We start from the raw sequence: 14,151 nt of genomic DNA on the forward strand, positions 1-14,151 counted from the left end.
CTTTTTGTTTCTGATTTTTTCGCTCTCTCTAAAACTGAAAATACAAGAATGTGCTCACAGTTGAAAGAGATATGAAAGACCAGATGAACAATATCACAAGGCCTGCAATCTGCTTTTTCTCAAATTTTGTCTCGGACACTATCTGGGCTGTATTCTTCATGCGCATTACTAGGGCACTTATTACCAAAAGAACTATGAAAGTTCCAAGATATACCCAGTTTAAAAGTGTTCCTCTACCCGTCTGTGTCAGGAGCTGCCTAAGGAGATAGTTTTCCGGAATTGCCAGATTCTCAGCTGTTCTAAATAGGAATCCTGGATATGTCCATACAAAAAATCTCTTAAACATCATTCCTGCATAGGTCATGTCCTGAGATCCAAAAAACACCAGCGAAATCACGAAGAAGGTGAAGGTAAAGACATTTCCGAGCCAACGAGGAATTACTATCAGAGGCTTTTCCCTGAATAAATATCTGCTTTTCTTCTGGCCGCTCTCTGATTTTTCCTTAACTCCAATAATTCCTAAGTTATCAAATACAACAAGTATTCCCTGCATGAGTCCCCAGCAAATAAAAGTCCAGCCAGCGCCATGCCACAAGCCGCTCAGCACAAAGACAATTAGCACATTGGCTATAGTCCTTATCTTGCCTTTTCTGTTACCGCCAAGAGGAATATACACGTATTTTATAAAGAATCTTGAAAGCGTCATATGCCAGCGCTGCCATAGCTCTTTTGAAGATGCTGCCTTAAATGGAGAATTGAAGTTTACTGGAAGTTCAAAGCCCAGCATAAGACTGACTCCATTTGCCATATCGCAGTAACCTGAAAAATCAAGATAGATTTCAAAAGCGTAGGCTATCATAACAAGAGCCACAGTCAAGGTGTCAAGGTAATAAGTATAATGAAAGCCGTAGTTTACAGCCTTAGCCAGGTTATCTGCAAGAAGCACCTTCTTGGAAAGACCAATGATAAAAGACATTATTCCCCTCGCCATCTGGTCTGAGTTATACGCTCTACGCTTTTTGTCCTCAAACTGATCTATCATTTCCTTGTGAAAGGCAATTGGTCCCTGGATAAGCTTAGGAAAGTAAACAGTGAACATCAGGTACTTCAGGAATGGGTAATGAGGAGCTTTTCCATTTGCTCTGTCTACAATAAAAGAAATCTGCCCAAAGGTAAAAAAACTGATTCCAACAGGCATAAGTATTTCTTTTGCCGAAAATGTCGCACCTGTTATTGTGCCCAGATTTTCCAGGAAAAATCCAAGATACTTTAAATAAAAAAGCAGGCCTAAATTAGCTATGACGCCTAAAACCTTGATAGCAGTATAAGCTCCGCTCTTTGCCTTTTTCTCTTCAAATATATGTATAAGAAGACTTAGTCCATAGTTTACGGCAACACTTGCAAGAAGAACTAATGCAAAGGTAGCTCCAAAAGTATAATAGAAATACAGTGACATCAGCACTAAGAACACATCTGCCACTGTATATTTTTCCAATTTATTAAAAAGCCTCCAACCTGCCAGCAGAATTGGCAGGAACAATAGTATAAATGTAAAAGAGTTAAAACCCATTTATTATTCTCTCAATCTTTAGATTTCATGAAGAGTATATCAAATCTGCTCCTTAGTGTAAAACAGCGCAAAGGGGGCAGATTGCTCTGCCCCCAGGGTTGTTGTTTGTGTGTTTTATCTAACTAATTATTTTACAAGAACACAATTCTCATCGAATGTGTACTTCTTGCCCCACTTTTTGATGGTCTCGTTCTGAGCAAGCTTTCCATCTGCCTTTGCATAGAACTTGTTATCACCTTCTGTGATCCAGTCAGAAATAACAAGTCTTCCATCTGCCTTTGCATAATAGTTGCTGCCTTCAAACTCGAAGAATCCTGTAAATACAGCGCCGTCTTCGCCAGCGATGTATGTCTGTGTCCACTTCTTAACTACTGCATTCTTGACAATTGCGCCATCTGCATTTGCATAATACTTAGCACCATCAACTGTTACGAAGGTCTGCTTCTGCATTACGCCCCTCTCATTGAAGAAGTATGTTACTCCATCAATTGTCTGGAAGCCTGTGAGTTTTGTTCCATCCTCAGTTACATAGTATGTTGCTCCCCACTTTGTAACAAGTGTAGGCTGCTTCTCAGGTTCAACACCTGGTTCAGGCTCTTCACCATCAGCAAGTACGATTGTTCCAAATACTGCAGGTGATGACCAGCCATTACCTGACTTATCAGCCCAGTTAAGGTATCCAAGTCTTCTTCCTGCTGCATCAGCATCATTAACCTGAATATCGAAACCAACCTGTGCGCCAACATGTGCCATAATATCTGTCCACTTGAAGGCAGCCTCGATCACATAACCTTCTTCTGTTACAACTGCTGCTGAATTTACATTTTCTGCAACACACTTTGTGCCATTGAAGCTATATGCGTTCTCGTAATTAATTCTGTACTGCTTGTCGTCATCCTGATAAGCTGATGACTTATTGTTGTTCTCATCGATAAATACTTCTACAGAATCCTGCTCCCAAGCATCTGATGCTGCTTTATTAAGAACAGAATCCTTAACTGTTGTAAGAACATAAAGGTTTTCTTCATCCCAAAGAACCTTTGCAGTTGCTGAAGCCTTTGCACCATTGTTGATTGCTACAGGGATTTCTTTTGCTGTAGCCCATGCTGCATCAGATATATCGCCATCAACTACTACTGTTCCCTTCTTAACTGCTACAAGTGGCTTAATAACTGTCTCAGCATAATACTTGCTGGTCTCATACTGCTTGTATGTAGTGTCATTAAACGCCATTACCTTGTCGCCATCCTGGAATCTAAAGTCAATCTTAACCTTATTAGCTTCAAGTACTGACATGTCTACTGGAACATTAACAATTGTCTCGTAACCCTTTTCTGTAGCTGTTGCTTCGCTTCTTGATACTGCAGTAACCTTGATAGCGCCGTCATCTGTGAATATTACAACCTTATCATTTTCATCAATAGTTGCGTCTGTAACAGTAACTTTAACGTCGATTCCATCTTCACTCCACATAGGAACAAACAAAGCATCGGAATCTTCCATTGTCAAATCATATCCATGACCAGCACTGAAATCACCATTTGCATTCTGTACAAGTGTTATTGTCTGGATTTCTGGCTCAAGCTCGCCAGCATCTACAAGTGCCCAGAAAGCATTCTTAGCCTTATAATAATCATCAAAGAGCAGCGGATACTGTCTATCTCTTCCGTTTGCTCCGCCACCAACGCTGTTTGATGTCTGGAGCCATGAGTGCTTATCTGTTACTCCCCAGATTGTCATACCTGTGAAGTTAACGCCCTCATTTCTAAGTCTTCTGATTGTGTCATAAACTGCCTTGTATCTCTGAGCAAGTCTCTCATCTGTTGAATTAGCGCTTCCCTTGAAGTCAAGCTCTGTTACCTGAACCTGATCAACAAGCTCTGCATATCTGTGTGCAGCTGCCTTAAATGCTTCCATAGAAGGATCATTATTAGCTATCTGATAATGTCCCTGCATTCCCATACCATCAATTCTGGCACCAGGTGTAGCTTTAACATTTGAGATAAGCTGGCAGATACCATTTACCTTGTTTGAAGAAGTATCATTATAGTCATTGTAGAAAAGAGCTATCTCAGCTGGCATGTATTTGTTTGCATATACGAATGCATTGTTGATGAACTCAGGAGACTGATATACTCTCCACCATGTTGAGTTCTCGTTTGCATTTCTGTATGTGCCTGTTCCGTCACTTACAGCCTCATTTACAACATCCCATCCATAGAACATTCCTGCATACTTGCTACCTTCACCAGTAAAGTGCTGTGCAACTTCTCTGATGTAAATCTCAAGACGCTTGTTCATAACTTCTGGTGTTACATAAGGCTTGGATGTGTCATAGTCCTCATGGAAGAAGAAATCAGGAGTCTGTGAATGCCATACAAGAACGTGGCCTCTGATTCTGATCTTCTTGTCGGGATGCTCATTGTTCCAGTCGAGGAAGTAATCAAGTCTTCCCTCAGGTGTTGAGAAATCAAGCTTAGGGAATGGAACCATCTCTCCATTAAGTTCCATATCTACGATCTCTGCACCCTTCTTGAGCATTGCATCTGGCTTAAGCTCGTTACCAAGAGTTACGCCATTGAAGTGCTTAGTTGTAAGTGCCAGGTCGTTAGGGTCACGGAACTCATCATAGCTGACTGCTGTTCCGATAATAAAGTCCTCACCCATAAGAGCTTCTACTGGATCACGAAGATCTACGATATCATATTCAACTCCAGCTTCAGGCTTCTCTTCAGCAGGTGTTGTGTCTACTACGACCTCTACCTTTTCAACCTTAACGCTAAATGGATATGTCTGCTCATTCATAGCCATGATAGCTATAGCATCTACGTCCTTAGTTGCGCTTGGGTAGGTTGCGTATTCCTTGCTGCCTTTTTTGCCGTAGTCTGCAGTAAGTTCCTCTCCTTCACTGTATGTCTTGAAGCATACAGACTGGCTGTTAGCCTCTTCAAAAGTGATCTTTAAAGCCTTGATATCTTCTCCAGGAACTTTCTCGCCAAGTGAAAGATTGAACTGCTCCCACTCCTTCTCAAATGTGAGAACACCGTCTTTTACTACTACAGGCTCGCCTTCCTGCCATGCTTTTTCAAATACAAGATTATCGCCTTCAAATACAAGAACTTTTTCGTTAGCGTGTGCAGGTTCTGAAGTTGCCTCAACTACAACATCATCAATTGTTATGCCATATGGATAGTTCTCTTCTCCTGATGGCATTGACATAACACCGATGTATCTTACTGTTCCATCGTATGTAGGAACCATTGTGTACTCGTTATTTCCATTGCAGCCATAATTAGCCTGCTTTTCAGTCATGTCAGCATCATAAAACTTGATGCATACATTGTTCTGCTGGTTAGAAACCTTTACTGTAACTCCCTTTACATTAGCTGAATCAAATGTGTTACCAAGGTCGTAAACAAACTCCTGATACTGCTTGGTAAATGTAAGCTTGCCAGAACTTGTAACGCTTGAATTCCATCTGTCATGGAAAACAAGATCATTCTTATCTGCCTCCTCAATTTCAGGTTCTTCAATTACAGGTGCATCGATTCCAGGTGTTTCTTCCTCTTTTGTTTCGTCGGAAGATCCTGCTGTTGCAGACTCATCAATTACCTCTTCTTCAGAAGATCCCGCTGTTGCAGCTTCTTCTGAAGCCTCTTCTGCCGCAGCTTCCACTACTGGTAATTCCCCAGGTTCAGTAGCGTAAACCGTTGTAACTCCGGCACCAACACTAGTTACTGACAACATTCCTGCCATAACAAGTGATGATAGCCCCAACCACTTTTTGTGCATACTCATGCTTCCTCCTTTTATTAGTCTTTTGTGCAATATCCCCATGCACTACTGCGCTAATATAGATTATTTAGTATTTTCGCATAGTACGCTTATCAAAAAATGCTATCCTGTTGCTAAATTTTGCAATTTTACCTATAAATTTGCATTATTTTTTGACAATTTTAGTAAGTCTAATGTTAATTATTTCCAAAAAGCGCTTATAAGCTCTAATTCATGACTCTTTATAGTAACTCCGTCCCAGGTATGGCTTATAACTACTTTTGCTTTTCCTCCAGTTCTTGTTTCCTCATTCATTCCCTGGTTTGCCCTGAAATTACCAAGAGAATAGTAAATAAGAGTTTCTCCGCCATCATCTCTTTTTATTGTCTCTGTTTCCTGTACAACATGAGGATGGCTTCCAATAACAAGGTCCGCACCTGCTTTTGCAAAAAGAGCTGCCATTTCTCTCTGCTGTTTTGTCACTTCTTTTTTGTACTCTTCTCCCCAGTGAGCAAAAACCACAATGAAGTCCGCTTCTTTTCTGGCTTTTTCAAAATCTCTCAAAAGCTCTTTTTCCTGAGCCTCGCTCTGGGGAAGGTAATGAACTGCATATGGATAAACTTTTGAAATGTCCCCTACATTAGTCCCATAGGTATAAGAAAAAACAGCAAACCTGATTCCATTCCTGCTGATAAGTTCATAAGGCCTATAGCTTGTGTCGCTACTTTTCTGAATTCCCGGACATAAAATATCTTTGGACTGATAGAAATCATAGGTATAATCAAGAGCTGATATCCCCTTATCCATAATATGGTTATTGGCGCAGGCTGCTATATCAAAGCCAGCATCAGAAATAGCTTCCCCTACTTCCTTAGGAGAGCCGAATTGAGGATATCCGCTTACCAGTTTTGCATTATCTACAAGCGGCGTCTCAGCATTAAGAGCTGCTAAATCTGCGTCTTTTATCTCATCTTTAAATGGTTCATACAGAAAATCAAATTTCCCATTTTTTTCATGTTCTGCATATTCATAAATCTCAGTGTGTATCAGGTTATCCCCAAAGGCTACGAAGCTGACATCGCTCTTTTCTCGCCTAAGCCCCCAATTATCCCATCCCCAGAGGCTTACATCTTTTTCTATAGATTCACACATTATAATGTGCGGATTTTTGTGGTATGTCTTTAGTCGATTTATTAAAATACCGGTTTCTGAGGCTCCCCACATTGACACTATATTCCCGGATTTATCAAATCTATAGATAAACAGATGCTGAGAAAAGTTCTCTTCATCTGTTTTTTTCCAGAAGGGTCTGTGTTTGCCGTATATTCCCCTTTTCCAGAGAACTGCTAGAATCTCTTCTTGACCGTCTTTATCTATATCTGCAGCTATAACATCCTGGATTTTGAAAGCTTTATCCGACCTAAATATTTCCTCGCCCTGGCTGTCATAAACTGCAAAGGCCTTTTTATCCAGGATCAGATTTGCCTTCTCATCATCACTTTTTATAATGCTGATCTGCTTATTTTGCCATTTTACCCAGGAGGGAATAGTATTTCCCCTGATTATCAATACAACGCAAATAGCTACTACTATTCCGAAGAATAGCAGTAGCCATCTAAGTTTTTTACTTTTTAGAAAAAGCTTTCTCATTTCTTTCCAATTCTGTAGCTCTGTGTCCACTCTGGCTGTGTGATTGGGTTTTCTACTTCTATCCAGTTATAGTCATCATCATAATAGCCACCTGCAAGCATGCCTCTCCACTGGCTATCAGTAAGTCTGTCTGAGATGCCTGTCTCAAACTGGTAGAAACTATATACGCTTCCCTTACCTACGTGAAGTTCTCCATCTATCGGAAATACTACGTATACCGCATCTGCTTCTCCTGTACCAACTTCCAAAACTGTTCCATTTGGATCTGTGGCAATATCTGCGATTATTGGACATGGGGCCTGATAACTATAAACAAGTGCTTCATCAAAATTCTCTTCATTTACTTCGCTCCAGAAGTGCTCTATATATCCGCCATAGCATCTGATAAACTCGTAATCTTCATCTGAAAGAGCCTCATTTTTAAGCTCTTTTTCTGAAATTGACAAAAGTGTTCCTGCAATCTCAGAGAGCTTATCCAGATCTTCCTTGCCAGAATCGCTGAGCATTCCATAGCCTTCAAGACCTTCCTTGGTTTTCTCAGAAAGGAATTTGAATCTGCTGTAGACAACAGGCTGTGGATCAACATATCCTCTATCGTCCAGAATCTCCTGTTCCCCATCACCCATTTCGGCCATTACCTGTTTTGCATAGAGAATTGTGTCATGCTTGAGCTCAGCAAAAGAGCCAGTAAAGGTCTCAAGGTTTTTCTTGGTCCACTCCTTACTAGTCATATATGATGGATATCCCTCACCCTTTTCTTCAAGAAGTGGTCTAAGTGTGTTGAGCCAGCCAGCATAAAGACTAGCATTCCAGAACTTGGGATCACTGTTATTGAACTTATCTGACACAATTGTCAGGTTGTCTGTATAGTTCTTATAATCAGTTGCTCCCTGGTCAGTTAAGATTTCAAGAGCTGTCTCTGAGCCAAGTGCGGCTGGTGTATCCAATGCATCTGGAAGATAACGCCTATCACCATTTGAATTTTCTTCTACAGAGCTGTAAACGAGCCTTTGCATGATTGCTGCATCAATAGTAAATCTCTGTCCCATGAATCTGAAGGAAGGGATGATTGGGTCATCTCCATCCTTTACAGGGATTGAATTGATTTCAGGAATCTTTAGCTCTTTTACTGCAGCAAGGACCTTATCAAAAGCATCCTTGTTATCTGCAAGCTTGGAAACATCTGCTCCTGCTCCATAACTAAGAGTTACTATATCAGACATTTCTGTGTATCCAGGATCATCAGAAGCTCCCGCAAAGAAGCTTGTTATCTTGTAGATACTCTCCCAGGAGTTTCCGCTTTCAGAAATTGCTATTGTCTGCAGAATAGCACTCTTTACCATGTCTTCATTATCAAGAGCATATGGAATTCTTCCATACCACATCATGGCTCTGAAGTATTTCTCGAGGATTTCATCTCCCTCATAGTATCCACGTGGCTTGTACTGGGAATAATCCTCATTAAGGCTAGTGAGCGAGCAGACAGCAATTCCCTCAGCACTCATAATCTTGTTGTATTCATCATTTACCACGCTGTCAAAAGAACTGTCACTTATAGGTGCTGCAACGCTCTCATCAAGCAGCTTATTTCCTATGAAGAAGAACTCCAAATTGCGAAGTGCTGCGCTTTCCCAGTCACTTCCCTTAAGAGCCTCGTATTGATTCTTGGAGTTTTCAAGCATTGCTGTACTAAGCTTTTGAAGTTCACCAGATAGGTAGTCCTTTTCTGAATGCTTCATAAGATAAGCAAAGTAAAGATGATATGTATGCATCAGGGAATCTACTGTGACAAAGCTTGGAAGCTGGCTATACCTGTTTCCTTCATATACATCAAAAAACTCACTATAGCCGCCGTCATGTACAACGGCAAAGTTTTTTTCTATAAGGGCATTTCTAAGGCTCTGCACATCATTATATTCACTTTGATATTCCAGATCCAAAGTCCACTTCTGATTATCATTGTAGACAACATTAGAAAAATCAGGATTTACACTATAACCTGGGACAGAAGGAACAAGATCAGGATCATAATAGATTACTTCCTCACCACCTAAAAGACTTGTCCTTCCTGATGTTGATACAGGTACTACCTCTGTATCTGTCTTGGTTTCGTCCTCTTTCTCATTGCCAGTAGACACATCTGTGCTGCTTACTGTCTCTGAATTCTCCGCATCAGCACTAGTATCTGGCTCTTTGGGAGTGAGACTACAGCCTGTAACCATGGTTACGGCAAGTAACATTGCTAATACTCTTTTTTTCATAACAACCTCCTATTAACGCTACAACATGATGTCACTTGTAAATGAAACTTACTTCAGCTAATGTTTTTAACTACTCCAATAGAAATATAATTATCCAGTACGGCGCCTATATCTGTACCTTCCTCAGTTGTGGGACTAAAAATGCCATCAACCATAAGGCTTACACCGCCATTTGAAAACTCCTCTACAGCCTTGTATCTATCTGTATAAAAAGATTTCCTTGAAACCTTTCTGTCTCTAAGTATTCCCTTGCACTCGCCAGCCTTACAATGAGGGAAGTTTACGTTCCATATCTGGCCAGGAACATAGGGCTTATCAATAAGCTCAGCCATTATCTCTTTAAGGTATTTATCCGTAACCTCATGGCAGCCATTCATACCCTCAGAAAACGCAATTGATAGTATTCCCTGAAACTCTCCTTCAAATGCGGCGCCGGCAGTAGCTGAATACTGGATATCTGATGCTACATTGTAGCCAAAATTAATTCCAGACATAATTATATCAGGTTTTTCTGGCATTATGTTAAGTATCCCAACTCTGACGCAATCCCCCGGAGTTCCTGTGCATGAAAAGGCACGGACTCCCTCCATAAGCTGAAAAGGATGTACGTCAATTGGATGTCTTAAGGTTATGCTGTGGGAAGCGGCGCTTCTCTGGCTCTCAGGAGCTACTACCCAGACCTCCCCAAACTCTTTTGCCATCTCAGCAAGTCTCCTTATTCCATCGGATTCTATTCCATCATCATTAGTGATTAGTATTCTCATAATGGTTCTCCTACAGTAAAATGTATATATGACAATGGTAGCAAAAAAAAATCAAAAATACTATATAGCCATAGATCTGAAGTCTTTTTATGCATCTGTTGAATGTCAGGATCTTCACAGAAATCCGCTAACTACAAACCTGGTAGTGGCTGACAGGAGCAGAACTGAAAAGACTATTTGTCTTGCAGTCTCTCCATCTCTTAAAAAGTATGGAATTCCAGGAAGAGCAAGGCTTTTCGAAGTTACTCAAAGGGTAAAAGAGGTTAATATCGAGAGGCTGCGCTATGCTCCAGGACGCAAGTTCACGGGTGAATCAGATGATGCAGAGCTCCTTTCCAAGGATCCATCTCTAAAGCTTTCCTTTATAGCTGCGGTTCCCAGGATGGCCAGATACATGGAGATCAGTACCAGTATCTATCAGATATATCTTCGCTATATTGCTCCAGAGGATATCCATGTTTATTCAATAGACGAGGTCTTCATGGATGTGACCAAGTATCTTAAGATTTATGGCAAAACGCCTAAAGAGCTTGCCATTACTATGATAAAAGATGTTATGAATGCAACTGGGATCACTGCTACCGCTGGGATTGGTACAAATCTCTATTTGGCCAAGGTTGCCATGGATATTGTGGCCAAGCATGTTGATGCAGATGAAAACGGTGTCAGGATTGCAGAACTTGATGAGTACAGATACAGAGAGCTTTTGTGGGATCATACTCCCATAACAGATTTTTGGAGAGTGGGACGGGGCTACGCTAAGAGGCTAGCTTCCATGGGCATATACACAATGGGAGATATCGCCAGATGCAGCATCGGCTCAGACAGAGATTTTTATAACGAGGAAATCCTCTACAAGGCTTTTGGAATAAATGCAGAACTGCTTATAGATCATGCCTGGGGATACGAGCCTTGCACCATGGAAATGGTAAAGGCCTATAAGCCTGATAACAATAGCGTAAGTCAGGGGCAGGTCCTTCATTGTCCATACACCTTCGATAAGGGGCGGATCATTGTAAAAGAAATGGCAGAGGCTCTGGCAATGGATCTTATGGAGGATGGAAAGGTAACTGATCAGATAGTTCTTTCTATAGGCTATGACATTGATTGCCTAAAAGATCCGGAAATCAGAAAAAAGTACAAAGGTGAAGTAACAAGAGATTACTATGGGCGCGGTCTTGTTCCTGTCCATGCCCATGGGAGCGCCAATCTTGAAGAATTTACCTGCCTTTCACGTGATATTATAGATGCAGCCCTTAGTATCTACGATTCTGAAGTCAACGAGGCCCTACTCATAAGGCGCGTCACTATCGTAGCAAATCACGTCTTATCCGAAGGGGATGCAACAAAGGCCCGGGAAGAAAACTTTGAACAGATGTCTCTTTTTGTTGATTATGAGCAAAAAGAAAAGGCAGCAAAAGAGAAAGAGAAGAAGAACGCAAAAGAAAAGGCCCTGCAAAAGGCTACATTAGAAATCCAAAAGAAGTTTGGAAAAACTGCCATAGCAAGAGGAACCTCCTTTGAAGAGGGTGCTACAGGCCTCGACAGGGCAAGGCAGATTGGCGGTCACAAGGCCTAAACGCGATATAGGATATTATTATGGGAATAGAGAAGTATCAAGACATGTTATATATGGAAAGGCCTGTATCCAAGCGGCATACACCTATGTCTCTCGAAAATAGAGCTGCTCAATTTGCGCCCTTTGCTGCACTTACAGGCTATGATGAAGCAGTAGAAGAGACGGCAAGACTTACAACAGAAAAAATCGAGCTCAGCGAAGAAAAGAAGGCTGAACTCGATCTTGCATTATCAAATCTTTTATCAGTTATTTCATCATCTGGATCAGCCAGAGTTCAAGTAACTTTTTTTGTGCCAGATAACTTAAAATCTGGTGGTGAATATGTAACCAAGGGCGTCAATGTCAAAAGAGTCGACAATATCAAAAAGGTCCTTATTCTTGAAGATAAGTCTACAATTGATATTTCAGACATTTTGAACTTAGAGATTGATCTTAACTGATCATCTCGTAAGGTCTTTTACCCACTTATATTTTCTGAAGCGGTACATTACCCATGGAATCTTTCCCACTTCATCAAGGCAGGTGCAGGCATATACTAAAAGAGGAGACCAGTGGAATACAAAGGCTCCAGCCAGAGCAAGCGGAATTGCGATACACCACATGGTCACTATAAGGCTGTACATATCAAAAAGAGTATCTCCACCTCCATCAAGCACACCATTTATAGTAACTGTGTTCACAGCCCTTCCTATCATGTAAATAGACATTATTATCATCATTCCAACAAGATAGTTTCTGGCAGCATCAGTAAGTATGACTCCATTTACAACAATTGGTGTCACTAATAAAACCAGAGCTGTAGAAGCAAATCCTATAACGTAGGATATATTCTTTAGCTTAATTCCATAAGCTTTACCTACGTCCAGTTTTCCAGCTCCAAGCTCGTTTCCAACTATGATTCCTGCGGCGCTTCCGACACCGTTACACATGCAGCAGGTTAGGTCTCTTACTACAGCTGCAATGGAGTTTGCTGCAGCAGCATCAACTCCAAGATGTCCCATGATCGCAGTATAAGAAGTAAAGCCTATTCCCCAACATAGAGATCCTCCAAGAAGCGGAAGATACTGCTTCATAAAGTCCCCTGTCAGATTAAGTGGAATGGCAAAGAGTCTTGAAAGAGCTGGCCTTATATAGGATGGCTTGAATGAGATCACTATGCAGAAGACTAGTTCTATAACTCTTGAAATGGTTGTTGCAAGAGCGGCTCCTCTTGCCTCCATTCTAGGCGCTCCAAGAAGCCCAAAAATAAATACCGCATTGAGAATAATATTTATTATTACTACACTGGAGCTGATGAATGCCCCTTCTTTTATGTTCTCTGTAACTTTCATTATGGACAGGTAGCTCTGAGATATTCCAACAAGAAGGTATGACCAGCCCGCAATCCTAAGATAGCTTGTTCCAATAGCAATAAGCTGCGGGTCAGATGCAAATATATGCATGAGTTTTCCTGGGATAAATTCGCACATTAAAAAGAAAATAATACATATTATTTCACTTGAAACCAGCATCAGATTAAAGATGTTCTGAAGTGTCTTTTTGTCACCCTTTCCCCAGTATTGAGCTCCCAAAATGGCTCCTGCTGTAGTAGAAGAGAAGATGAACATATTTTGCACAAACTGCACCTGAGTAGCAAGTGACACTGCTGTCATCTGTTCCTGGGTAACTCGCCCCAACATAAGTGCATCTGCTGCAGCTACCATAGCTAGCATCAGACTCTGAAGTGCTATAGGAAGTGCTATTCTAAGCAGATTTTTATAAAACTTTCTATTGTCTATCTTTATATCCACAGATAAAACTCCTATCTTATTTCACAATATCAGCAATTTTTCAAGTTTCCAATTTGATATATTATTAGTATATGATAAAATTAACAAGACATTTTTATAGTTTCTAGAGAAGAGGAGATATTGATATGATTTGTCCAAATTGTGGAAAAGAAGTAACAAATGGCGCAAAGTTCTGTCCTGAGTGCGGTGCTGCTATTTCTGATAACAATACTGCTACTAACAGCTTTAGTCAGGAACAGCCAAAGGGGTTTGAGTACAATAACAACCAGCAGGCTGGAGCAGGCTTCCAGAATAATGGATTCCAGAACAACGGATTTCAGGGTAATTACCAGAACAATTCTTACCTGTTAAATGTAAGTGGTATCCAGAAAAGAGATCTGGTAGTTGCAATTCTTCTTACTATCGTAACCTGCGGTATATACGCCATTTACTGGTTTATTGTTCTTACAGATGAAACAAACCAGATTACAAACCAGCCAGAAGCTACTTCCGGTGGTCTTGCATTTGTATTTTCACTTATTACTTGTGGAATCTATTATTTCTACTGGTCTTACAAGATGGGAGAGAAGGTTGATATCATTAAGGGCAACCCAAATGGAAGCACTTCAATTCTTTTCCTCGTTCTTAGTATCGTTGGCTTTGGTATTGTAAATTATTTCATTGCTCAGGATGCTATCAATAACCTTGTAGGTGCAAACTGATCAGATTTTAAAGAATTTAAGAAAGGTATGATTTGTCTATAAAAGACATCTCATACCTTTTT

General features: G+C 40.7%; 9 protein-coding genes. 3 read left to right on the top strand and 6 right to left on the bottom strand.

Features of this window, described 5'->3' with window-relative positions; all coding sequences use genetic code 11:
* Positions 1-28 precede the first annotated feature (28 nt).
* From G631_RS0109535 to surE, 5 genes are all read right to left on the bottom strand, one after another.
* Entirely contained in the window at positions 29-1,495 is a 1,467-nt protein-coding gene (locus tag G631_RS0109535; RefSeq protein WP_242829085.1) for an MBOAT family O-acyltransferase, read from the bottom strand.
* A 201-nt stretch (positions 1,496-1,696) separates the two neighbouring features.
* Positions 1,697-5,368, bottom strand: coding sequence for an endo-1,4-beta-xylanase (locus G631_RS18765; protein ID WP_051197106.1), 3,672 nt, complete (start codon positions 5,366-5,368; stop codon positions 1,697-1,699).
* Between the two features lie 177 nt (positions 5,369-5,545).
* Positions 5,546-6,994, bottom strand: a complete 1,449-nt coding sequence (locus tag G631_RS20250) for a CapA family protein (RefSeq protein ID WP_026489242.1) — start codon at positions 6,992-6,994, stop codon at positions 5,546-5,548.
* Entirely contained in the window at positions 6,991-9,255 is a 2,265-nt protein-coding gene (locus G631_RS18775) for a DUF3160 domain-containing protein (protein WP_051197108.1), read from the bottom strand. Before G631_RS18775 ends, G631_RS20250 begins: the two co-directional genes overlap by 4 nt.
* A gap of 53 nt (positions 9,256-9,308) precedes the next feature.
* Positions 9,309-10,019, bottom strand: coding sequence for a 5'/3'-nucleotidase SurE (gene surE / locus G631_RS0109555; RefSeq protein WP_026489243.1), 711 nt, complete (start codon positions 10,017-10,019; stop codon positions 9,309-9,311).
* Between the two features lie 34 nt (positions 10,020-10,053).
* Here surE and G631_RS0109560 point away from each other — a divergent pair, with 34 nt between their 5' ends.
* Entirely contained in the window at positions 10,054-11,598 is a 1,545-nt protein-coding gene (locus G631_RS0109560) for a Y-family DNA polymerase (protein ID WP_026489244.1), read from the top strand.
* Between the two features lie 20 nt (positions 11,599-11,618).
* Positions 11,619-12,038 carry a hypothetical protein gene (locus tag G631_RS0109565; RefSeq protein ID WP_035789605.1) on the top strand — a complete coding sequence of 140 codons (420 nt, stop codon included), beginning with the start codon at positions 11,619-11,621 and terminating at the stop codon, positions 12,036-12,038.
* Here the strand turns inward: G631_RS0109565 and G631_RS0109570 are convergent, their stop codons facing one another.
* A complete protein-coding gene (locus G631_RS0109570) occupies positions 12,039-13,388 on the bottom strand; it encodes an MATE family efflux transporter (RefSeq protein ID WP_035789606.1) in 1,350 nt (449 codons plus the stop codon). It abuts the gene before it with no gap.
* 125 nt (positions 13,389-13,513) lie between these two features.
* On the opposite strand from G631_RS0109570, the gene G631_RS20665 reads away from it, so the two are divergent.
* Complete coding sequence (locus G631_RS20665) at positions 13,514-14,089, top strand: DUF4234 domain-containing protein (protein ID WP_035789607.1); 576 nt, start codon at positions 13,514-13,516, stop codon at positions 14,087-14,089.
* Positions 14,090-14,151 lie beyond the last annotated feature (62 nt).

Source organism: Butyrivibrio sp. XBB1001, assembly GCF_000424505.1.
In the GTDB taxonomy this organism is placed as follows: domain Bacteria; phylum Bacillota; class Clostridia; order Lachnospirales; family Lachnospiraceae; genus Butyrivibrio.

Coding starts and splice junctions, on each gene's coding strand:
- G631_RS20250 (WP_026489242.1), bottom strand. CDS start 6,994: ATGAGAAAGCTTTTTCTAAAAAGTAAAAAACTTAGATGGCTACTGCTA.
- G631_RS0109565 (WP_035789605.1), top strand. CDS start 11,619: ATGGGAATAGAGAAGTATCAAGACATGTTATATATGGAAAGGCCTGTA.
- G631_RS20665 (WP_035789607.1), top strand. CDS start 13,514: ATGATTTGTCCAAATTGTGGAAAAGAAGTAACAAATGGCGCAAAGTTC.
- G631_RS18765 (WP_051197106.1), bottom strand. CDS start 5,368: ATGAGTATGCACAAAAAGTGGTTGGGGCTATCATCACTTGTTATGGCA.
- G631_RS18775 (WP_051197108.1), bottom strand. CDS start 9,255: ATGAAAAAAAGAGTATTAGCAATGTTACTTGCCGTAACCATGGTTACA.
- G631_RS0109560 (WP_026489244.1), top strand. CDS start 10,054: ATGGTAGCAAAAAAAAATCAAAAATACTATATAGCCATAGATCTGAAG.
- surE (WP_026489243.1), bottom strand. CDS start 10,019: ATGAGAATACTAATCACTAATGATGATGGAATAGAATCCGATGGAATA.